The organism is Plantibacter sp. CFBP 8798, from assembly GCF_014841195.1.
Classification (GTDB): Bacteria; Actinomycetota; Actinomycetes; order Actinomycetales; family Microbacteriaceae; genus Plantibacter; species Plantibacter auratus.
Map to the genome: position 1 here is coordinate 598,742 of NZ_JACYTS010000001.1, position 21,206 is coordinate 619,947.

General features: G+C 69.1%; 17 protein-coding genes. 7 read left to right on the forward strand and 10 right to left on the reverse strand.

Annotated features, from left to right (window positions below):
- Positions 1-247: 247 nt before the first annotated feature.
- From IFU30_RS02855 to IFU30_RS02865, 3 genes are all read right to left on the reverse strand, one after another.
- Positions 248-1,207 carry an aminotransferase class I/II-fold pyridoxal phosphate-dependent enzyme gene (locus IFU30_RS02855; protein WP_192004239.1) on the reverse strand — a complete coding sequence of 320 codons (960 nt, stop codon included), beginning with the start codon at positions 1,205-1,207 and terminating at the stop codon, positions 248-250.
- Positions 1,204-2,436 carry a hypothetical protein gene (locus IFU30_RS02860; protein WP_192004240.1) on the reverse strand — a complete coding sequence of 411 codons (1,233 nt, stop codon included), beginning with the start codon at positions 2,434-2,436 and terminating at the stop codon, positions 1,204-1,206. The genes IFU30_RS02855 and IFU30_RS02860 overlap by 4 nt, the downstream gene beginning before the upstream one ends.
- Before the next feature lie 87 nt (positions 2,437-2,523).
- Positions 2,524-2,973 (reverse strand): hypothetical protein, encoded by a 450-nt coding sequence (locus IFU30_RS02865; protein ID WP_192004241.1) that lies wholly within the window; start codon positions 2,971-2,973, stop codon positions 2,524-2,526.
- 461 nt (positions 2,974-3,434) lie between these two features.
- Between IFU30_RS02865 and IFU30_RS02870 the strand changes: the two genes are divergently transcribed.
- Genes IFU30_RS02870 through IFU30_RS02880 form a run of 3 tightly spaced genes read left to right on the forward strand, consistent with a single transcriptional unit; the run spans position 3,435 to position 6,342 of the window.
- Entirely contained in the window at positions 3,435-4,478 is a 1,044-nt protein-coding gene (locus tag IFU30_RS02870) for an ABC transporter substrate-binding protein (protein WP_342450795.1), read from the forward strand.
- An 11-nt stretch (positions 4,479-4,489) separates the two neighbouring features.
- On the forward strand, positions 4,490-5,584 hold the full coding sequence (locus IFU30_RS02875; protein WP_441005541.1) for a FecCD family ABC transporter permease: 1,095 nt from the start codon (positions 4,490-4,492) through the stop codon (positions 5,582-5,584).
- Positions 5,581-6,342, forward strand: coding sequence for an ABC transporter ATP-binding protein (locus tag IFU30_RS02880; protein WP_192004242.1), 762 nt, complete (start codon positions 5,581-5,583; stop codon positions 6,340-6,342). The genes IFU30_RS02875 and IFU30_RS02880 overlap by 4 nt, the downstream gene beginning before the upstream one ends.
- Before the next feature lie 46 nt (positions 6,343-6,388).
- On the opposite strand, the gene IFU30_RS02885 is transcribed toward IFU30_RS02880, so the two are convergent.
- Positions 6,389-6,832 (reverse strand): META domain-containing protein, encoded by a 444-nt coding sequence (locus tag IFU30_RS02885; protein WP_192004761.1) that lies wholly within the window; start codon positions 6,830-6,832, stop codon positions 6,389-6,391.
- Positions 6,833-6,878: 46 nt separating this feature from the next.
- Positions 6,879-7,796: a PhzF family phenazine biosynthesis protein gene (locus tag IFU30_RS02890; RefSeq protein WP_192004243.1), complete on the reverse strand. Its 918-nt coding sequence runs from the start codon at positions 7,794-7,796 to the stop codon at positions 6,879-6,881.
- Between the two features lie 64 nt (positions 7,797-7,860).
- On the opposite strand from IFU30_RS02890, the gene IFU30_RS02895 reads away from it, so the two are divergent.
- Positions 7,861-8,205, forward strand: coding sequence for a cupin domain-containing protein (locus IFU30_RS02895; RefSeq protein WP_192004244.1), 345 nt, complete (start codon positions 7,861-7,863; stop codon positions 8,203-8,205).
- 9 nt (positions 8,206-8,214) lie between these two features.
- Here IFU30_RS02895 and IFU30_RS02900 read toward each other — a convergent pair whose 3' ends face one another.
- From IFU30_RS02900 to IFU30_RS02915, 4 genes are all read right to left on the reverse strand, one after another.
- The gene (locus IFU30_RS02900) at positions 8,215-10,371 is read right to left on the reverse strand and encodes an alpha-galactosidase (protein ID WP_192004245.1); all 2,157 of its coding nucleotides are present in this window, start codon (positions 10,369-10,371) and stop codon (positions 8,215-8,217) included.
- A complete protein-coding gene (locus IFU30_RS02905) occupies positions 10,368-12,281 on the reverse strand; it encodes a heparinase II/III domain-containing protein (protein ID WP_192004246.1) in 1,914 nt (637 codons plus the stop codon). Before IFU30_RS02905 ends, IFU30_RS02900 begins: the two co-directional genes overlap by 4 nt.
- A gap of 29 nt (positions 12,282-12,310) precedes the next feature.
- Positions 12,311-13,339, reverse strand: a complete 1,029-nt coding sequence (locus IFU30_RS02910) for a hydroxyacid dehydrogenase (RefSeq protein ID WP_079704678.1) — start codon at positions 13,337-13,339, stop codon at positions 12,311-12,313.
- A 103-nt stretch (positions 13,340-13,442) separates the two neighbouring features.
- Entirely contained in the window at positions 13,443-14,534 is a 1,092-nt protein-coding gene (locus IFU30_RS02915) for a substrate-binding domain-containing protein (protein ID WP_124768321.1), read from the reverse strand.
- Positions 14,535-14,675: 141 nt separating this feature from the next.
- Here IFU30_RS02915 and IFU30_RS02920 point away from each other — a divergent pair, with 141 nt between their 5' ends.
- The 3 genes from IFU30_RS02920 (at position 14,676) to IFU30_RS02930 (ending at position 18,297) form a co-directional block, all read left to right on the forward strand.
- Entirely contained in the window at positions 14,676-15,671 is a 996-nt protein-coding gene (locus tag IFU30_RS02920) for an ABC transporter permease (RefSeq protein WP_338000138.1), read from the forward strand.
- Positions 15,668-16,555 carry a carbohydrate ABC transporter permease gene (locus tag IFU30_RS02925; protein ID WP_192004247.1) on the forward strand — a complete coding sequence of 296 codons (888 nt, stop codon included), beginning with the start codon at positions 15,668-15,670 and terminating at the stop codon, positions 16,553-16,555. The genes IFU30_RS02920 and IFU30_RS02925 overlap by 4 nt, the downstream gene beginning before the upstream one ends.
- An 83-nt stretch (positions 16,556-16,638) precedes the next feature.
- Positions 16,639-18,297, forward strand: coding sequence for an extracellular solute-binding protein (locus IFU30_RS02930; RefSeq protein ID WP_192004248.1), 1,659 nt, complete (start codon positions 16,639-16,641; stop codon positions 18,295-18,297).
- A 13-nt stretch (positions 18,298-18,310) separates the two neighbouring features.
- Here IFU30_RS02930 and IFU30_RS02935 read toward each other — a convergent pair whose 3' ends face one another.
- Complete coding sequence (locus IFU30_RS02935) at positions 18,311-21,163, reverse strand: hypothetical protein (RefSeq protein WP_192004249.1); 2,853 nt, start codon at positions 21,161-21,163, stop codon at positions 18,311-18,313.
- Between the last annotated feature and the right edge of the window lie 43 nt (positions 21,164-21,206).

Below are 21,206 nucleotides of genomic sequence, written 5' to 3' on the forward strand. Positions count from 1 at the left end.
GGGCCGGGTCGAGGGCCGTTTTCTGGCTCGCGATGGAGGCTCTGGTGAATCCGACCTGCCTCATGGCATCAGCATGTCTCAGATACCCGAGCGAAGCCGCATGCTCCGGCCGCCTTACATCGCAGTAGCGAGGGTGGCCGTGGGCGTGATGGCCAGAACGAATGGGCAAAACTCGGCACCCCGTCGTTTGTTGGTCCTGTTCGGGAGCTGGGCGTAGAAGTCGTTGAGGATTTGCCCGACGTGCTTGTTAGATCGGCGTCTGAGATGTCCGTGGGGAGGAAAGTGTGGCGAGGTTGTGGGGGCAGGTGGTGATGCGTGTGAGGTGGGCGCCGGGGAAGTGTTTTGCGTGGAGGTCTGCGGTTGGGGGATTGGGTGCGGTGATGGTGGTGAACGATGCAGCCGCGGTGTAGACGACCTCCCTACCATGGGCTCGCAGCGCGTCGATGATATGTGCCTGCAGCGCGCGAGTATCGACGTCGCGTTCGTGGAGCTGCGGACGGAGTTCGTGACTTGTGATGACGTCGGCGGTGGCGAGTTGGAGGTAGTCGAGCTCGAACGCAGGAGGGGCGATGGTTCGTGTGGGTGGTGCGGCGTGGATGATCCCGCCGAGTCGGATGCCGGCGAGGCCGTAGGTCTTGGAGCAGGAGAAGACCACGTCATAACGGCCGTGGCTGGAGTGGATGAGTCGTGCGAAGGTGTCGCTGAACAGCGGAAGGTAGGTGGCGTCGAGAATCCATCGACGTCCGGGGTGGATGTCTGGTGGGACGAACGTTGCCGTGCCGGTGGGGTTGCCGGGCCAAGTCACAATGACCGTTGCCGGGTGGTCGCGGGTCATTGCGGAGAGTGTTGGCGTGGTGCTGTCTGCGTCGTAGTGCGTGTGTTCGGGTTGGTGTCTTTGCGCGGCGCGGTCGTAACCGGGGTAGGCAGGGCTCGGGGTGTGAAGGGTCTGGCGGGTTGCGGCTGCGTGTCGGATGACGTCGTCGATAGCGGCGTCTGCTCCGCCGGTGAAGGTGATCCGCTCAGGATCGATGCCAAGATGGTCAGCTAGTCGTCGTCGTGCAGCTGCCGGTTGGGGTTGCGGATAGAGCCGCCACTGTTGCTCTCGGACGATGTCGAGGACAGCGGTTTTGAAATGTTCGTCCCATTCGGCGGAGGCTTCGGTGAAGTCGACCCCCGCCGGGACGGTGCGATGCAGCAGCGGGATCATAAAACGGGCTTTGCCTGCAGTCGGGACGGCATGGTGGAACGGATGACGAGGGCGCAGAACAGAAGCCGGCCGATGAGTAGGATGCCCCAGATGCTGGTGGCGGTGAGTTCGGTGAATAGGTTGGCGATCAGAACGGCGGGGACAGCCCAAGCCCAGAGTGCGATGGCGAGCGGAGCGAGGAGCGCGGTGGGGGCGATGAGCACCTTGAGCATCGCGGCACCGAGACCGGTAATTGGTTCGAGGAGCAACTGGACCCCGATGAGGCGGACGGCGAGTTCGGCATCCGCCGTGTCCGGGAGATGCAGAACTGCCATCGCCACCCCTGGAGCGATGACGCAAACGAGTCCGACGGGCGTGAGGGCGATCGCACCGACGCGGACGAGCCGCCAGAACAGTCGCGCTGTGTCGGTGGGGTCGGTGGTCTGCTTGCGGATGAGTCGGCCCCCGACAATCCCGAAACTCTTCAGAGGGACGACGATCGTGCGAACGACTGCGATTAGGGAGACGACGGCTGCTCCCGTCGCGGGGCTTTGGAGCAGGGCGACTTGGGAAACGACGAGGAAGGCGCCCATCAGGATGAGCCCGTCGTAACCGCCAGCGGCTGTGCGAGGTACTAGAGCGAATGCGGCTCGTGGTACTTCCAGAAAGGAACGAAGGGCCAGGGTCGGGATGCCGCGGATCTCTCCGGCGAGCGAACGGTAGCGGCGCAAGGTGCTCCAGAGATCTCCTGCAACGCACGCAACACCAACGGCTGTCACGGCGACCGCCGCGTCAGTGGCCCAGCTGATCGCGGCGAGGCTCAGCCCGATGCTGATGATGAAGCCCTCGACGGTATGCAGCAGGCTCCGGTGTTCGTGTCCTCGAACTTGTTGCAGACCGCTGAGCGATTGAGCGATCGGTAAGAAAATGGCACTGGTCATGGTCGCAACATAGGCGCCCAGGAACACGGGTAAAGCGATGGGGAGTATGAGCGCGCTAAGGGCACCGAATACGGCCGCGAGAACGATGAGCACCGCCGTTGATGCCCACGCAGTCGTCATTATTCGGAGCAGGCGCGACCTGGCCGCGTCACCCGTCGAGTCTGGGCGGAGTGGTGCGAGGCTTGCCACGACCGCGATACCGTGGCCAGCGCAGAGCAACGCGGCGATGCCGTAGATGTTCTGGGCGTATCCGAAGCTGCCGACCACAGCATCGCCGAACCGCCCCAGAGCCACGAGCAGGATGAGCATCCTGCAGCTCATCAGGAAAACGCCAGCGGCGACGAGCCCACCGCGGCCGATAAAACTTCGGATCACAACCTGAGCCGGCCGTTGCTACTAGGCCGCGTTTTCGAACTTGAGAGCGTTGATCGCCTCGAGGCTCAGACCCACCTCGTCACGGAGGAAGTTCACCACCGCCCAGTGCTCAGCTGCCTCGATAGTGAACGGCCCAAAACGAGAGGTGTATTCCGGTACCCATTCCAGGAACTGCGCAACCGACTCTCGATGCCCAACGCGTTCCGAGTACCCGTCCATTCCGATCGATTCGTGATGAATGAATGTCCCACCAGGCAATGAGCGACACAGCTCTGCGTACAAAACAGTTTGCACGATCATCTCGTGCCACACCTCGTCCGCATCCCGTGTGAGCGGAATGAAGCGACTGCTCTGGATATCGGAGATTATGAAGAGGTACTTGCATACCTCATCGATCTGAGCACGAACTATGCTTGGATCCCGATCCTCGAATTTGCTGGCGACGACTGCTCGATAGCTGTCGGAGAGCATATTCCTCCTCCTTGAGGTGTAAGCGGCCGGGGCGCACGCCCCGGCCGCGCTCGACTAGTTGGCGGGACCAGGATTCGGGTTCGCGCAGCAATCCTGGGCATGGCGCTTGAGTGCCTCGAAGTGTTCTGATGCCACGCGATTGATGAGTTCAGTCATGGAACTTCCTCTCTTTTCGTGAGCCACCGCCATGGTGGTCTCAAAATAACCTAACAAGCCCCTGGAGAAAAAACCATAGGGATAGCCCCCTTGGCTATCATTCAGAAGGCTTGAATCCGGATTTCAATCGCACACAGGTTATGTGTAATTAAGATGCGGCCAAGCTTTTGAGCGATTCCGAAAAGCGTGCTCTTATCAAGTTGGAATAGAGCAACGCTTGTTGTCGGCGACGTGACCGATTCGCGTCCGGCACTCAGGTAAGGCTATCCTTCCTAGGTCCCACCCCCTCGAATGAAGGAGACGACGTGCACCAGCGCGCCGCCATCAGCCTCGTCCTCGCCGCGGCGCTCGCCGTCGGACTGTCCGCCTGCGGCGCGTCCGAAGCGGTCGAGCCCGCATCGACCGCAGCCGCTGGGCAGGGCGCGACGGACTACCCGCTCACGCTCGACAACTGCGGCACCGAGGTCACGATCGACGCCGCGCCACAGCGGGTGGTCTCCCTCGACCAGAACTCGACCGAGATCCTGCTGTCCCTCGGGCTCGAGGACCGCATCGTCGGCACCGCCTCCTGGACGGACCCCGTCCTCGACTCACTCGCCGACGCGAACGCCGACGTCCCGCGCCTGGCCGACAACGCCCCCACCTACGAGGTCGTCCTCGGAGCCGACCCGGACTTCGTCACCGCGTCCTTCGGCCGCCACTACAACGAGGGCGGCGTCGCACCACGCGAGCGGTTCGCCGAGACCGGTGTCGCCAGCTACCTCTCGCCCACCGACTGCGACAACGGGACGAGCATCAACGGCGGCGGGACGCGCACGACGCCGCTCACCATCGACGCGCTCTACCAGGAGATCACCGAGATGGGCGAGGTCTTCGACGTCTCCGACCGTGCTGCCGCGCTCGTCGCCGACCTGCAGGCCCGGGCCGCGAAGGCGACCGAGGGTGTCGACTTCGACGGCACGACGGTCGCGTTCTGGTTCGCCGACACGAAGACCCCGTACGTCGGCGGTGGGCTCGGATCCGCCGCGCTGCTCGCCTCGACCACCGGGCTCGACAACGTCTTCGGCGAGCTCGAGGACGACTGGCCGGCCACCACCTGGGAAGACCTTGTCGACCGCGACCCGCAGGTCCTCGTCCTCGGCGACCTGCAGCGCGACCGGTTCCCCGGCGACCGCCTCGACGACAAGGTCGCGTTCCTGGAGTCCGACCCGCTCACGAAGACCATGGACGCGGTGCGCAACCAGCGGTACATCGCCCTGCACGGCGCCGAGCTGAACCCGTCCATCCGCTTCGTCGACGGCCTCGAGAAGATCAAGGCGTGGTGGGTCGAGCACGAGGACGAGCTCTGAACCCGGAGACGGTGACGAGCACCGAACCGGTGACGAGCACCGAACCGGTGACGAACAGCGACACGGCGCGCCGACCCGCCTCACGCGCACGCCGCGCGACGATCACCGGCCTGCTCGTCCTCGCCGGCGTGGCCCTCCTCCTTGTCTCGGTCGGCGTGGCGATCACGCTCGGGCCTGCGGACATCCTGCTCGTGAACGTGCGGGACATCGTCGCGAACCACCTCGGCGTCACCGACATCCCGGTGAAGCTGTCGAAGGACGCGATCGTGTGGGAGGAGCGGCTGCCACGAGCCTTCGTCGCGGCAGCCTGCGGAGCCGGGCTCGGGCTCTGCGGCGTGATCATGCAGTCACTCCTCCGCAACCCGCTGGCCGATCCGTTCATCCTCGGCATCTCCTCCGGTGCGTCGACCGGTGCGGTCGCGATCGGGATCCTCGGACTCGGCGGTGCGTCGATCGGCCTCTCCGGCGGCGCCTTCATCGGCGCGCTCGTCGCCTTCGGACTCGTGCTCCTGCTCTCCCGTCTGTCGGGCGGCGGGACCGATCGGGTCGTGCTCGCGGGCGTCGCCAGCACGCAGCTCTTCTCCGCGCTGACCTCGCTGATCATCTTCGCGTTCGCCGACTCGGACGAGACGCGCGGCGTGATGTTCTGGCTGCTCGGCTCGCTCGAGGGCGTGCGCTGGGACGACGTGGTGCTCTGCGCGATCGTCGTCGTCGCCGGCTCGGTCCTGTGCCTCCGGTACGCCCATGCACTCGACGCGTTCGCCTTCGGTGAGGACGTCGCGGCATCGCTCGGCATCCACGTCGCGAGGACGCGGGCGATCCTGCTCATCGCGACGGCGCTCATCACGGCGACGCTGGTGAGCGTCGCGGGGGCGATCGGCTTCGTCGGACTCGTGCTGCCGCACGCCGCCCGCCTGCTCGTCGGACCCCGTCACGGTCGGCTCATCCCGGCCACGGCGATCATCGGTGCGATCTTCATGGTCTGGGTGGATGCCGGCTCGCGCGTCGCGTTCTCGCCGACGCCGCTGCCGGTCGGCGTCGGGACCGCGCTCGTCGGGGTCCCGGTCTTCATCGCCCTGCTGGCCCGGAGGAGGAAGCGGGCATGACACTCCGCGCAGAGAACGTCTCCTGGAACCGCGGCGGTGCGCTCGTCGTCGACGGGGTCACCCTGCACCCCGAGCCGGGACAGACCGTCGGCCTCCTGGGTCCGAACGGGTCGGGCAAGTCGTCGCTCCTGCGGGTGCTCCACGGCCTCGTGAAGCCGACCGCCGGACTCGTGACGCTCGACGGCGTCGACCTGGCGTCGGTCGGTCGGCGACGCATCGCGCGTTCGGTCGCCTCGGTGACGCAGCACGCCGACACCGACGTCGACATCGCGGTGCGCGACATCGTGCGGCTCGGCCGGATCCCGCACCGCTCGGGACTCGGCGGTGACACCGCGGCCGACGAGACCGCCGTCGACCGCGCGCTCGTCCACGTCGGCCTGCTCGACCAGGCCGCCCGCCTCTGGCACACCCTCTCCGGAGGCGAACGCCAGCGGGCACAGATCGCGCGCGCACTCGCTCAGGAGCCACGCGAGCTCCTCCTCGACGAACCGACCAACCACCTCGACATCCGACACCAGCTGGAGCTGCTCGACCTCGTCTGTGCGCTCCCGGTCACGACCGTGATCGCCATCCACGACCTCAATCTCGCCGCGATGTACTGCGACACGGTCGTCGTGCTGCGGGCCGGTCGGGTGGTCGCTGCCGGGGCGCCGGGCGAGGTACTGACCGCGGCGCTCATCGCGGACGTCTACGGCGTGGCGGCCGAGGTGACGTTGGATCCCCGCCGAGGGCACCCCGTCGTCACGTTCACGCGATGATCCCACCCGCTCTGGGCACCAGATGGCCCGAGCACCGTAGGCTCGCTCACTCCGAGCGCTCGAGCGTGCCGATCTCCGTGCCGCTCTCGTCGAGGACGACGAGGCTCGTGTCGGTCCAGGTGCCGGACGCTCCGCCCGACAACCAGGTGTCGACTCCCTCACAGGCCATCCGTGTGGACACCAGCGGCGCGAACTCGACCGTGTCGCCGTCGGCAGTCCACGAGCCCATGAGGCGGTTACAGCCGTCGGTCCCCGTGACCTTGCCGTCCTCCGCGAACACCAGCGATGGGGTGTTCTGCGCGTCGGGGTCTCCCCAGACACCGACGACACCGACAGCGTCGCCCGACTCGGCGGCAGGCGCTGTGGTCGAGGCGTCGGCGCCGCCCTCGGCGCCGGATGCGCATCCCGCGAGGGCGAACCCGAGCACTGCTGCGCCGATGCCACCGAGGACTGCGGTGCGCCCCCGGTTCGACCTGGTGCCTGTGAACATGTCCATCCCCTCAGTGGGCGGCCGCCCGACCGCGACTGGCTCGATGCTAGCGCGTCGACTCGTCGCAGCCCGCGATCGGCTGCGCCGTCCCCGTCACGGTGATGCCGCCGGTGACCGGGACGTCGACCGTCAGCAGACTGGGCGCGCCGACGTGGTGGCCCTGGCGGATGAGGATCCGAGCCGGCGGGGTGAGGAGGCCGAGCGCCCGCAGGTAGCCACCGAAGGAGGCGGCTGCGGAACCGGTCGCCGGATCCTCGGTGATGGCTCCGACCGGGAAGAGGTTGCGGGCCTCGACGAGCAGCTGGCCGTCCGCGTCGATCCCGTGATCGTGTACGACCGTCACCGTCCCGGCCCAACCCTGCTCATCCATCAGCGTGCGCAGGGCGGTCGGGTCGAAGGTGAAGGCGTCGAAGACCTGTTGCTCGCGGACCGCGACGACCGGGTGCCGGTTGCCGGCGAACGACTCGCGGAGCGGCCACTGCTCGTCGAGGTCGGAGCGTTCGAGCCCGAGCAGTGACAGCAGGCGATCGGCGACCCCGGCGTCGAGATCGCGCACGGTGGGTTCGACGCTCGTGAACGACGCGGTGATCGAGCTGGCGTCGCCGTTCGTGTCGGCGTCGGATGCGGTCTCGACGACGAGGGGTCCGACGTTCGTCTCCAGCGTGAAGCGTCCGACGCCACGGCGCTCAGCCAGGGCGACGGCGGTGGCGATGGTCGCGTGCCCACAGAACGGCACCTCGGCACCGGGGGAGAAGTAGCGCATGCGCAGGTGACGGTCGTCACCATCGATACCCGGGTCGACGACGAACGCCGTCTCCGGATACGCGACCTCGGTGGCGATCGCCTGCATCTCGGTGTCGGTGAGCACCGAGGCGTCGAGGACGACACCCGCGGGATTGCCGCCACCGGGTTCGGCGGCGAAGGCCGTGAGGCGGAGGATCTCGGGAGGTCGCGTGGTCGACATCCGACGATGCTACCCGCTCGAAAAACCGGTGTCGCAGCGCGCCGGAGCGGCGTACCGTTCAGCCATGATCAACGACGATCCGACGGTGAGCAATCCCGACAACTACACGACCCTGTGGGAGAACGACTTCGTGCGTGTCCTGGACTACCAGGACACGCCGGGCACGCAGACCGTGCCCCACCGACATCCGAACAGCGTCATGATCACGCTGACCGACTTCCACCGCCGACTGCACTCGGGCGAGCGGGTGTTCGACACAGAGCTCCACGCCGGCAACGCGGTCTGGCTGCCCGCGCAGCGGCACTCCGGTGAGAACACCGGCACGACCCCGACGCACATCATCCTGGTCGAGCTGAAGGGCGCATCGGCCGGCGAGGTGTCGGAGGCCGTTCTCGGACCCTCGACATGAGAGAGCCGGCTAGATGACCGTGACCTCGACCATCCACGCACGTTCCGGGTGGGACGACGGGGTCTGGAGACCGGCATGGAGGAGTGTCCTGCCGGACGCGGCGACGCCGGTCCAGCCCGCGAACGGACCGTCGACGTCGTCCTCGTCACCGAACCAGGCGGGGACGGTGCGACCACTGGCCGGTTCGCCGATGCGCAGCGGGCGCACCCGGTAGCGGCGCTCCGGGTCGAGACCGCGCAGGGTGAATCGTCCGATCCTGGCCACGTCCGAGCGCCCGAGGAAGGCGAGCGCGTACAGGGCGGTCGAGCCGTCCGCGGCGACCACGCCGGTGATCTGCAGGGCGTCGTCGACCACGTCCTCACGGATGAGCCGGCCCGTGTGCAGCAGCGCTCGCGTCGACCGGTACAGGGCGAACCACTCGCGCAGCTCGTCGAGCTCCCCCGGTGACGCCTGCCGCAGGTCCCACTCGACCCCGAGATGACCGAAGAGCGCGGTCGCCGCACGGAAGGACAGTTCGTGTGAGCGGCCCGTCGTGTGCGAGCGCCCGGACGCGATGTGCGCGCCGAGCCGTTCGAGCGGGACGAGCTGTGCGGTCCAGCGGTTGATCTGCTGCCGCTCGAGCGGGTCGCTGCAGTCCGAGGCCCACACACGGTGCGTGCGCTCGAGGACGCCGAGGTCGACGCGCGAGCCGCCGGAGGAGCAGGACTCGATCTCCAGCTTCGGGAACCGACGCGTGAGTTCGTCCATCAACCGGTACACGGCCGCCGTCTGACGATGCACGCCGGCCCGACCGTCGGGTGTCGACCCGGCGTCGACGAGGTCACGGTTCTGATCCCACTTGATGTACGCGATGTCGACCTCGGTGAGGATCGCGGTCATCCGTTCCAGGACGACGGCGAAGGCCTCCGGTCGGCCGAGGTCGAGGACCTGCTGGTTCCTGGCGGGGATCGGCAACCGTCCGCCCGTTTGCATGATCCAGTCCGGGTGCTCCCGGGCCAGATCGGAGTCGAGGTTCACCATCTCCGGCTCGAACCAGAGACCGAACTCCATCCCCAGGCTTCGGACCCGGTCGGCGAGCGGTTGCAGCCCGTCCGGCCACACCTCCTCGTCGACGAACCAGTCGCCGAGCCCGGCGCGGTCGTGTCGTCGCCCGCGGAACCAGCCGTCGTCGAGGACGAACCGCTCGATACCGAGCGAGGCCGCGACCTCGGCCAACTGCATGAGCGCCTCGGCGTCGTGATCGAAGTAGACCGCCTCCCACACGTTGAGCGTGAGCGGTCGATCCCGTGCCGGATGGCTCGATTGCGCGCGCAGGTGCTCGTGGAACAGCGCGGCCTGCGCGTCGAGTCCGTCCCCGTAGGCGCCGTACAGCCAGGGGCTCGTGTAGGCGTCGCCATTGGCGAGGCGGACTTCGTCGGGCAGCAGCAGTTCGCCGCCCCCGATCACCTGATCACCGGTCGAGAGCCGTTCCGCGAGGTGTCGCTGGTTGCCGCTCCACCCCACGTGGACGCCCCACACCTCGCCCGTGGCGAAGCCGAATCCGGGGACGCCCACGTTCAGGACGAGCGGCGCGTCCGGCCCGGTCCGCCCGCGGCGGTCCTCGCGCACCCAGGCGCCGACCCGGAGCGGCGAGCGCTGCGGCGTCCGCTCCTTGCCCCACCGGCCGGCGAGGTCGAGGACCTCGCGGGCGCGAGCCGGGATCGGGAGCGCGAGATGCAGGTCGTCGAGCCGGTAGACGCCGTCGGCGACGTTGCGGAGCGTCGCGCGGACACGCAGGAGACCGGCCTCGCTCAGCTCGAACTCGATCCGGATCGCCAGCCCCGCCTCGGCGTCCTCGCCCTCGACGGTCACTGTTCGCGGGGTCACGTGCGCCGGCTTTATCGTGAACAGCGGCGACCAGTCGCGTCCGTCCCGGCTGCCGGTGATGCCCGGCCGGCCGAGCCAGGCCTCGCTCTGCTCCGGCAGCACCGCGAGGCGGGTCGGGCGGTCGGGGGCGTTCTCCGTGACGAACCGCTCCGCGCCGCGCACGACATCGGTGAGCTCCGCATCGTCGAGCGGACCGAGGTCGGCTCCCCAGTGCGCGATCGACGGCAGGTGGCCGTCGCGCAGGTCGATCACGACGCTCACGGCGCGCGATCGCAGGTGGATCAGGTCGTCGGCGGTCATCGTCCGACCCCATCCGTGTGCGGAGCGCGGTCGAGTCGCAGCGCGTGTACTCCGGCCACCGCCGGGTCCCGTTGCACGAGCCGGATGCGGAAGACGGCCGACCCCCAGACCTCGTGGAGCTTCGGGTCGTCGATGTCGATCCGGTCCACCGCCACCTCGAACGCGGGGTCGGTCGCCAGGCGGGCGTCGCCGACCAGGATCCCACCGCCCGCGACGATCGGTTCGACGGCGGTGAGGAAGGTGAGCGTCATCCGAAGCGGTTCCGAGAACGCCCAGTCGTCCTCGACGAGGACGGTGCCGGCAGAGCGGTCGAGCGCCACCGTGCGGTCGAGCGCCGTCAGCCGAGCCTCGGCCGGATACGCACCCAGGAGGGACGTGGCGAGGACGGAGCGGTCGCCCTCGTCGGAGAACCGTGTCCCGCTCGCCGTGAAGGCCCGACCATACGGTTGCTCGAACCCGGCAGGGAGCGGGACGTTGTGGAAGGCGCTCCGCATGGTCCAGATGCCGAAGCGGGTGTCCGGCATGAAGGTGTCGCGGTGGTACACGCCGACACCCACGTCGATGAGGACGGGCTCACCGTCGAGCGAGACGATGACCCCGCCGACGTCGTTGTGGTTGTGGCTGACGTCGTTGTGACCACCCTTCGCGGCGACCGCCCAGCCGTCCACGCGACCGGCGTGCTCGCGGAACACCGCCACCTCTGTTCCCGGTGCGTACCAGGAGGAGGGCATCCCCGGCGTGGCGTCGCCGGCCGTGGTCCACGCCGGGTCGAGCAGCTCCGCAAGCGTGCGGCGGAACAACGGAGCCAACTGCCCCGAGAAGCCGAGCGGATGCGAGCGCCCCATCCAGCGGGCGTGGGCAGCCACCTCGTCGTCGCCCACGCGCTCGCCGAAGCGGGCGAGCAGGTTCCACGTCGCGTTCGCCGGCAGGCTCGCGGACCCGTCCGAGAAGTTGACCTGTGACGTGGCCGACAGCTGCATGACCATCGGGAACCGGGCCATCGCGGCGACCGGCGGGACCGCGAAGCCGTCGAAGACGCCGCCGGTGAGGTCGCCGAGCAGGTCGATGGCCTCGAACAGGGTCGCGCCCGCCCACCACCAGTACGTCGCACCCTCGTCGCAGCTCCCGTCCTCGGCGTACCCGGCACGGAAACGGTCGAGGACGGCGACCGCGCGGTCCACCGACGCCACCAGCTCGGACCGATCGGTCTCGACCACGGCGGAGCACACGAGCACGTTCGAGACGATCCACGGGGCCCAGTTGTTCGGCGGCCCGTCGAGCCCGTGCCAGAAGTCCACCTCGTCGCGCCACTGGTCCAGGACCCGGCGACGGATCTCGGCGTGCACCCGTGCGCGCAGTCCCGGGAAGGTCCGCTCCAGGCGGTCCCCGGCGATCGTGTCGATCGCGGCGAGCATCCCGCCGATGTAGGCGTCTGAGAGGTCGAGCACGTCACGACCGGGGATCGGAAGGAAGGGGCGCTCGCCGGACTCGGGCAGCGCGTAGTGGGAGGGCAGACACCAGGCGGTCAGTTCGCAGAGCCGCCAGACGCGATCGCTGAGCTCGCCGACCCAGGCGTCGTCCCCGCTGGCGCCGAGCGCGAGTGCCGAGGCGGCGACCGAACCGAGGAGCGCCTGCTGCGCCGTCTCGTACGGAGTCCGGTCGCCCTCCGCGCTGTACCGGGCCCAGAGCGACAGCGTCGGCGGGTTGCGGTCCGCCTCCGCGCACCAGCGGTGGGCCGCGTCGACGAGGGCCACCCGGTCGCGCTCGGCGACGCGGCCCCAGGCCTCGCGGTCGTCGACCGACGGTCCGGCGCTCCAGTCCCCGACCCGCAGTGCGCGGCGGGCCCGGTCGTCGAACCGTCCGGCGAAGCTCGTGGTCGTCGGCGCGGTGTGGTCTGTCTCGAGGGTCATGGTCTGGCCTCTGGTGTTCGGCGGTCGGTTCACGCCTGCAGCGCGAGGGCGGCGAGGGTGATCGGTCGATGGAAGGTGCCGAACCGGACGAAGTGCAGGGCCTCGTCGACCGTGTTGGCTGCGAGACGCGCGAGCTCGTTCCCGGCCGACCCGGCGATGTGCGGCGTGATGACCGTGTTGGGGGTCGACCACAGTCGGGAGGAGGGCGGCAGGATCTCCGGCGAGGTGACGTCGAGGATCGCGACCAGGTCGCCGCGGTCGAGTCGGTCGGCGAGCGCGTCGTGGTCGATGAGGTCGCCTCGGGCGGTGTTGATGACCGTGGTCCCGGGCCGCATCAGCTGCAGGAGGGACCGGTCGACGAGGTGCCTGGTGGAGGGGAGTGCCGGGGCGTGGAGCGTGACGATGTCGCTGTGCGCGGCCAGCTCGTCGAGCGTGACGCAGGGTACCCCGAGGGCCGCCTGTTCCTCGTGGTCGAGGGTCGGATCGGCGACGACGACCCGCACGTCCAGGGAGGCGAGGCGCTCGACGACGAGTCGGCCGATCCGGGAGGCGCCGACGACGCCCACCGTGATCCCGTGGCTGCCGACCGTCGGCCACGCCCGCTCCGCATCGACGGGGGCTCGAGAGGCCCGCAGCGTCTCGGCGGCCCAGAACGTGCGCTTCGCGGCGAGGATCACCATCGCCATCGTGAACTCGGCGACCGGGACCGCGTTGGCCGTCGCACTGGAGGTGAGGGCGATCCGGCGTTCGAGAAGGGCGTCGGTGACGATGCCGCGCACGCTGCCGGCCGAGTGCGCCACGGCCCGCAGTGACGGCAGGGATCGCAGGAGCGTCTCGTCGAGCACGGGGGAGCCCCAGCCCGTCACGAGCACCTCGACCGCGGCCAGCCGGGCGCGGTCCTCCGCGCGCTCGAGCCGGAGCGGGCGGTCCGACGGCAGCCTGGCGTACGGCTCCGACCGCAGGCGGGTGAGGTCCGGCTCGGAGAACACCCGGTCGAAGGTGCCGTCCGGCATGAGGAAGCCGATCGTACCCGTCCGGGCGCTCTCGCTCTGCGGCATCGTCGCCTCCTGGTCGTCTCGGCAGCAGGCTCAATCCCAATCGGAGCCGCCCGATCGTGTCAAGCACGCCCGTTCAAACGAACAGGAATCGAACACCACCGGGCTATCGCGGTGGCGCGGTCGACTCGCGGAGGCTCAGACTCGGCCGCAGGCTCATGTGGCGGGCGGAGAAGCCCTGCTGGGCCGCGGCCGAGATGCGCTCGAAGCACATCGTCGCCGCGAACCGGCCGATGTCGCGTTTGGGCGGCGCGACCGCGGTGAGCGGCACCCGGGCGAGCCCGGCCACCTCGTCGTCGTACGCCACGATCGACAGGTCGTCGGGGATCGAGAGCCCGAAGTCGAGCGCCGCGTCCGCGAACTCGACGGCGTAGTGGTCCGAGTGCATGAACACCGCGGTCGTGCCGGACGCCACGCACGCCTCGAGGTACCGCCTCGTCTGCTCGCCGACGCCGTGCCGGTCGTCGATGATCGCCGTGCTGGCGTCCTCGCGCAGGCCGAGCTGGCGCCGGGCGCGCTCGTAGCCGAGCCGCAACGACGGCGTCGTCGGGGTGTCGAAGGCCGCCATCCCGACCCGCTCGTGACCGAGGGCGGCGAGGTGTCGGAGCGCGATGGCGGCGCCGGCGGCATGGTCGGTGCGCACGAACTCGAGTCCGTCGCCCACCGGGGACTCCGCGACCGAGCGCTCCACGAGGACGACGGGGACCGGTGCGCGCTCGAGGAGCTCGAGCGTCGCGAAGGCGTCGAGGACCGAGGTGGTCACGAGGAGGCCGTCCACTCCGCCGGCCAGCAGTCGCTCGATCTGGTCGCGCTCGCGGGCGGGGTCGTAGCGCGAGACACCGAGGACGATCCGACCGCCGAGCGACTGCGCCCGCTCCACGGCACCGGCCACGATCGTCGGGAAGTAGTAGCTCGGATCGGGCACGACGAACCCGAAGGTGAACAGGGTGTCGGCGGCACCGGGGGCCGGCGTGGGGCGGGCGCCCGGCCGGTGCGGGATGCCCGTGGTCGGCTGCGTGTCGATCGAGACAGCCCCGCCGTGCACCCGACGGAGACGGCCCTGCTCCCCGAGCTCGCGCAGGTCCCGCCGGACGGTCATCGCGGAGATGCCCATGCGCTCGGCGAAGTCGGCCGCGGAGAGACTGCCGTGGATCCGCAGTTCGGCGAGGATGCGGTCGTGACGTTGCGAGAGCTCCATGATCGACTCCGATGTTCGATATCTGTTCGGATGATTAGATGATCTTGACTTTACTCAACGGCCCCGCGAAAGATTGCCAACGTTCGAGAGAACGACGCGGAAGCACCCGACGGGGCCTCCGTTGCGAGCAAGGGAGCTGCTGTGAGCGCGACGACGACCGATCGGCCGGAGACCATCCGACCACCGATCGCACCCGCAGGGTCCGGCGGCCGGCCGACGAAGCGCAAGGTGCCGTTCGGGATGCAGTTCCGTCGCGACTCGCCACTGCTCATCATGGTGACGCCGGCGGTCGTACTGCTGCTGCTGTTCGTCTACATCCCGCTGCTCGGGAACGTCATCGCGTTCATGGACTACCAGCCGTACATCCCGATCCCGGACAGCCCGTGGGTGGGCTTCGCCAACTTCTCGGCGCTCTTCGGCGATCCGGCGTTCTGGAACGCGGTCTCCAACACCCTCCAGATCACGTTCATCCAGCTGGTCCTCTTCTTCCCGGTCCCCATCGCGCTGGCCATCTTCATCCACTCGCTGACCTGGCCCTGGCTCCGCTCCATCGTGCAGTCGGTGCTCTACCTGCCGCACTTCCTGTCCTGGGTCATCGTCGTCGGCTTCTTCCAGCAGAGCCTCGGATCGGGAGGGGTGCTCAACACCTGGCTGCGGCAGCTCGACCTCGGGACCGTCTCCGTCATGTCCGACCCGGCCACCTTCAAGCTCCTGCTGTCCTCGCAGGTGATCTGGAAGGACGCGGGCTGGGGCACCATCATCTTCCTCGCGGCGCTCGCGGCCATCGACGACTCGCTCTACGAGGCCGCCGCCATCGACGGAGCGGGCGCCTGGAGCCGGTTCTGGCACATCACCCTGCCCGGGATCCGGCCCATCATCGTGCTGCTGCTCATCCTGCGGCTCGGCGAGGCGCTGTCCGTCGGCTTCGAGCAGATCATCCTGCAACGCAACGCCGTCGGCCCCGGAGCCGCCGAAGTGCTCGACACCTACGTCTACTACCACGGCGTCATCGACGGGAACTGGAGTACCGGCATCGCCGCCGGCCTCATCAAGGGTCTCGTCGGTCTCGTCCTCATCCTCGTCGCCAACAAGGCGGCGCACATGCTCGGCGAGCAGGGAGTGTATTCCAAATCATGAGCACCATCGTCCGACCGGTCTGGGCGGGGAAACCGAAGCCCGTCGTCCTCGCGCTCAAGGCGCTCGCGATCGTCATGATCCTCGCCGTCATCCTGTTCCCGTTCCTCATCGTGGTCTCCACGAGTGTGTCGACCGCCGAGGACGTCACGGCCGCCGGTGGCTACGTCGTGTGGCCAAAGTCCTTCACGCTCGACGCGTACCAGCAGATCCTCGCCGGGGGCGTGGTCACCCGCGCGATCCTGGTGACGCTGTTCGTGACCGTCGTCGGCACGCTCATCAGCCTCGTCTGCACCGTGTCGGCAGCGTGGGCCCTCAGCCGGCGTTCGTTCTTCCAGCGCCCCGTACTGATGATCGTGCTCGCCACGTTCCTCTTCACCCCGGGGCTCATCCCGCTGTACCTGATGGTGAAGCAGCTCGGTCTGCTCGACAACGTCTGGGCGCTCATCCTGCCCGGTGCGTTCAGCGTGTTCAACATGGTGGTCGTCCGCGGCTTCATGATGGGCATCCCGCAGGAGCTCATCGACAGCGCGAAGATCGACGGCGCCGGGGAGTTCCGCATCCTCGGCATGATCGTCCTGCCGCTGTCCCGCGCGGTGATCGCCGTCGTCGCCCTCTTCTACGCGGTCGGGTACTGGAACGCGTTCTTCAACGCGCTGCTGTACATCAACGACACCTCCAAGTGGACGCTCCAGCTCGTCCTGCGCACCTACGTGCTGCAAGGGTCCTCGCTCGTCGGTGGAGCTTCGGACGCCTCGGTGCTGCCACCGGCCGAGTCCCTGCAGATGGCCGTCGTGCTCATCGCCATCGTCCCGATCCTCATCGCCTACCCACTCGTGCAACGCCACCTCACGAAGGGTGTGCTGACCGGCGCCGTCAAGGGCTGACCGGTCCGCACACCTCCACCCGGCACCGTCGCCGGGACCTCACCCGCGCCCCTGGCGCCAGCCCCACCTCGAAGGAGACCACGATGAACGACACCACCCCCGGCCTGTCACGCCGCACCTTCCTCACCGCGGCCGGCGTCGGCCTCGCCGTCCTCGGCCTCGGTTCCGCGCTCGCCGGCTGCACGCCAGGCGGCGCGACGTCCGGTGCCGCGGGTTCCGGAGCCCTCGTCCCGCTGCCCACCTACGTGCCGATCACGAAGGGACCGACCCCGGACCTCGCCGGCTCGGCCACGGTCCAGCCCGTCTACCTCTCGGCACCGAAGGAGGCCGAGCTCTTCACCTCGGTGTCCGGGAAGGCCGCCGTGAGCGGCACGGTGTCCGGCTTCGTCATCTCGTACAGCCCGCCGGCACCCGCGTCGAACAGCTACCTCCAGGCGGCCGAGCAGGAACTGGGGTGCAAGCTCGACCTGCAGGTGGTCCCGGCCGACTCGTTCGCGCCCAAGTTCGCGACGGTCATGGCCGGCGGCAGTGTGCCGGACCTCGTCGAGTTCCTCGCGTTCCAGCTGCCGCCGTCCTACCCGCAGCTGCTGAAGGCCCAGTTCGCGGACCTGTCCGACCACCTCTCGGGCGACAAGGTGAAGGCATACCCCAACCTCGCGAACCTGCCCACCCCGTCCTGGGAGGGCTGCCGGATCAACGGCCGGATCTACGGCGTCCCGGTGAACCGCCCGCCGTTCGGCAACATGCTCATCTCCCGACCGGACGTCATCAAGGACCTCACGGGAGCGGAACCCGCTCCGAAGACGAAGGACGAGTTCACCGAGCTCTGCAAGGCGGTCACCGACGCCAAGCGCAACCGGTACGCGATCAGCGGGCAGAGCAACGGCGACAGCGTCGACTGGGGGTACGACTTCATGGGCGCGATGTTCGGGGTGCCGAACGGTTGGGAGCTGCAGGGCTCGAAGCTCGTCCACAAGTGGGAGTCGGACCGCTGGCTCGAGACGCTGTCGTACATCAAGGAGTTGAAGGACGCCGGGTACTACCACCCGGACACCCCGAGCATCTCCGGCTCCCAGGCGAAGACCTACATGGCCAACGGCACGGTGCTCATGCACCAGGACGGCATCTCGGCGATCATCGACCCCAGTGCCCCCGAGGGCGTGGTCTACGACGCGATCCTGCCGTTCGCGGCGGACGGCGGCGCCGGCATCGTCTACCAGGGCTCGTCGATGTTCTCGTTCACCGCCATCAAGCAGGCGGACGACGCTCGGGTGAAGGAACTGCTGACGCTGCTCAACCACCTCGCGGCGCCCTACGGCAGCACCGAGGGGTTCTTCCTCCAGTACGGCCGGGCCGGCGAGCACCACACGCGTGAAGCGGACGGTCGCGTCGTCCTGACCGAGGCGGGTTCGGCACAGATCGGCCCCACCTCGTTGAACCGACTCGCCGCTGCACCGCAGATCCTCGCGAGCGCGGTGCCGATGGAGGAACGGCTGCGTCGCTCGCACGCCTGGCAGGAGCAGGCCTCCCCGATGCTCCAGAAGAGCCCGATCACCGGGCTGTACTCGGAGACCGCGGGCAAGACGTCGTCGGCGACGAACGCCCTGTCGTCGACGATGAACGAGTACATCCTCGGCCGGACCGGTTTCGACGCCGTGAAGTCGGGCATCGCCTCGTGGAAGAAGTCGACGAACGACAAGGTCCGTGCGGAGTACCAGGAGCAGCTCGAGAAGCTGTCCTGACGGCGGCCGGCGGTCAGGCGCGGGGTCTGGCCAACATGACGACGCCGTACCAGGCGATGACCGCCACGACGCCGGCGATCAGCCCTCCGAGGACGAGGTCGCCGAACGGGTCGTCGCCCGCGACGCCGTTCAGGGTCCAGATGCCCAGGATCACCGCGGCGGCGAGGGCCGACGGGGTCAGCCAGCGCACCGCGTCGCGGAGCAGACCCGGCTTCGGGGCCCGGCGCGGGGCCGACCCGAGGGCGCCGATCACGGAACCGAGGATGGCAAGCCCGGCGAGGACCACCGTGAGGAACCCCGGTGCCAGCGCCGCCGTCCGGGCCCAGGCCGCGGCATCGGCGTCGGTACCGGCGACCGTCCCGGCCGGGAGGTCGAGGACCACGCCGAGGTCGTCGCCACGGACGTCGAGCGGCCATCCGCCGTCGTCGTCAGGCGTGAGCTCGATGGTCGCCGTCTCGCGGCCGGAACCACCCTCGGACGCCGCCGGTCGCCAAGTCCCGGCCTCGGTGGGGGTCCACCCAGCCTCGACGGCGTCGTCGAGGAGCTCGTCGTCGGCGGTGAAGCTGAGCCGGAACGGCCCCTGCGCGACGTCCTCGTCCCAGGCGACGCCGCTCGTCCAGCCGTCGAGGAACCCGACCCAGCTGACCCGGTCGACGTCCCGTCCATCGACGGTCGCGGAGACGGCCGGCCTCGTGGCGGTCGTCTGGATCACGACGTCGTGCAGGCCGGTGCGCACGTCGGCGAAGGTCGTGCGGAGCAGCAGCCGGCCCTCCGCCCGTTCCGTCGTGAAGGGCGCATCATCGCCGTCGACCGTCACCCGGTCGACCGTGAGGCCGAGGTCCTGGCCGTCGACGACGGCGGGCCATTCGCGCACCACCTGTGCGGGCACCGAGCCCTCGTCGGAGAAGTCCACACCGAGCCGTTCGGTGACGCGTAGTCGCGCACCGTCGCCGTCGGTCCGCGTGAGCTCCGCGTCGAGGTCGGCTGTCGCGATCGTCGTGAGGGTCGATCCGGGGATGTCGCCCGTGTAGGAACGGGGTGTCTCGGACTCCAGCGATGGCGCCGGGAGGACGTTCACGGCGACGATCGCGCCGACGACGAGCAGCACGGCGAGCACCCGGACGGCGATGCGCGGTCCGGTCAGGAAGCCCGCTCTCGACCCGTCGGCGCGCGAGGCGCGATCGGCCGCGGCCGCCGGCATCGTGATCTCCGGGGCGATCAGCGCGGCGACCCGTCTGCCCGTCACCCGAGGCGGAGCGCCGAGCACGGCGTAGGGCAGGAGGCGGTCGCGCAGGGTCGCACGATCGAGCAGCTGCGTCCGCTCGGCGTAGACACGAATCCCGAGGAGGTGCTGCTTCACGAGCGCACCCCTGCGGGTCAGCGGCCGGGCGGTCAGGGCGATCGCGAGCACGATGGCGGCGAAGACGGTGGAGAGGGCGACGAAGGCGAGCGGCCACCACACCACCGCGAGCACCGTCTGATGGGAGAGCTGCCGGACGATGCCCCACTGGAGGAGGGTCAGCGCGATCGGTGCGGCGATGAACCAGTCACGCACGAAGCCCTTCGGCACCCGGCGGAGACCCGCCTGGACCTGCCCGGCGCGTTCCGGCCCGGTGAGGTACCGACGCAGGGCACGGGGTCGGTCGCCCAAGCGGCCGGCCCGCTTGGCGGCACCGGCCGCCGCGATGAGGCGCGCCTGTCGTTTGGCCTGCTGCTTCGTGCCGCTCACCGCGGCGTCCTTGAGTTTTTCGGCGAGCTCCATCGTCGCGGGCGACCGGAGGAGGTGCGCGGCGATGCGCGGCGAGATGCCCTCCGGCGGTTCCGACTGGGCGAGGTACCACGGACGTCCACGCGCGTCACCCCACGCGACCGCACGGGCCGCGAACGACAGCAGGAGCGTCGCAGCGAGGACGAGCATCGGCAGGACGGGTCCGAAGGTCTGCACCCAGAAGATCCAGGACTGCGGCGGCATCGTGATCGAGCCGGCCTCGAACGGCATGGTGAACCGCACTTGAGCGTGCGGCGGGAGGGCCTGGTCGATGACAAACGCGTAGGTTACCTCGCCGGGTGGCGCGTCAGCCTCGGGAGTGAGCCAGACCCCGCCGTTCACGAGCGTCCAGGCCATCGTGCCGCGCGGTTGCCGGACGAGACGGTCGTCGAGCTCCTGTGGGATGGTCACCCGCACATCGAGTTTCGCCACGGCCTGCTGCAGGTCGGGGCCGAACACGTCCCATCGGAGGAGGTCGACGGGCTGCCCGGTAGCTGGGTCGGTGTCGACGTAGGCGAGATCGGAGAGCTGGTAGCGGATGACGAGTTCGTGGTCGCCCGTGAGCTGCTCGCCGGGGTCGACGACGAGCCGGAGGAAGACCGCTGCCCGCTCCCGGGTCACGTCCTGTTTCACGCCGTCCAACGTCACCGTGATCGCTGACGGGTCGAGAGCGTGCCCCTGATACTCGGTCGCGAGCACCCGCTCGATGGTGCGGTCGTCGAGGTCCTTCGGGAAGAACGCGTCGATGCGCTCCTCGACGTCGGTGACGAGGCGACCGTCGTCATCCGTCGTCACGCGGTAATCGGCGGCGAAGGAGCGAACGATCCAGGTGTCGGTGACGTCGGATGCCTCGTCGGTGAGGTCATCGAGTGTGAGGGGCGGATTGATGACCGGGCCGACGAGGAGGAGGATCCCGCCGATGGCGACGAGCCCCCAGAGCTGCCACAGCCCGCCGCGGAGGCGGGAGCCGCCACGCGACTGCAACCATCGCTCGACCCGCAGGAGCCAGGCGGAGAGGACGGTCCACAGTGGCGTGTGCCGTGGCGCGGGATCCGGGATGCGGGTGTCGGGTTCGCCCACGCCGTCCGGTTCCGTCACGTCGTCGAGTGTAATCCCGTGGCGCCGCGTGCCCGGACGCCAG

Bases quoted from the DNA above. Each gene is read 5' to 3' on its own strand.
- IFU30_RS02890 (WP_192004243.1), bottom strand. From the start codon at position 7,796: ATGTCGACCACGCGACCTCCCGAGATCCTCCGCCTCACGGCCTTCGCC.
- IFU30_RS02915 (WP_124768321.1), bottom strand. From the start codon at position 14,534: ATGGAGCTCTCGCAACGTCACGACCGCATCCTCGCCGAACTGCGGATC.
- IFU30_RS02880 (WP_192004242.1), top strand. From the start codon at position 5,581: ATGACACTCCGCGCAGAGAACGTCTCCTGGAACCGCGGCGGTGCGCTC.
- IFU30_RS02895 (WP_192004244.1), top strand. From the start codon at position 7,861: ATGATCAACGACGATCCGACGGTGAGCAATCCCGACAACTACACGACC.
- IFU30_RS02910 (WP_079704678.1), bottom strand. From the start codon at position 13,339: ATGCCGCAGAGCGAGAGCGCCCGGACGGGTACGATCGGCTTCCTCATG.
- IFU30_RS02865 (WP_192004241.1), bottom strand. From the start codon at position 2,973: ATGCTCTCCGACAGCTATCGAGCAGTCGTCGCCAGCAAATTCGAGGAT.
- IFU30_RS02925 (WP_192004247.1), top strand. From the start codon at position 15,668: ATGAGCACCATCGTCCGACCGGTCTGGGCGGGGAAACCGAAGCCCGTC.
- IFU30_RS02860 (WP_192004240.1), bottom strand. From the start codon at position 2,436: ATGCTCATCCTGCTCGTGGCTCTGGGGCGGTTCGGCGATGCTGTGGTC.
- IFU30_RS02885 (WP_192004761.1), bottom strand. From the start codon at position 6,832: ATGTTCACAGGCACCAGGTCGAACCGGGGGCGCACCGCAGTCCTCGGT.
- IFU30_RS02930 (WP_192004248.1), top strand. From the start codon at position 16,639: ATGAACGACACCACCCCCGGCCTGTCACGCCGCACCTTCCTCACCGCG.
- IFU30_RS02900 (WP_192004245.1), bottom strand. From the start codon at position 10,371: ATGACCGCCGACGACCTGATCCACCTGCGATCGCGCGCCGTGAGCGTC.
- IFU30_RS02905 (WP_192004246.1), bottom strand. From the start codon at position 12,281: ATGACCCTCGAGACAGACCACACCGCGCCGACGACCACGAGCTTCGCC.
- IFU30_RS02855 (WP_192004239.1), bottom strand. From the start codon at position 1,207: ATGATCCCGCTGCTGCATCGCACCGTCCCGGCGGGGGTCGACTTCACC.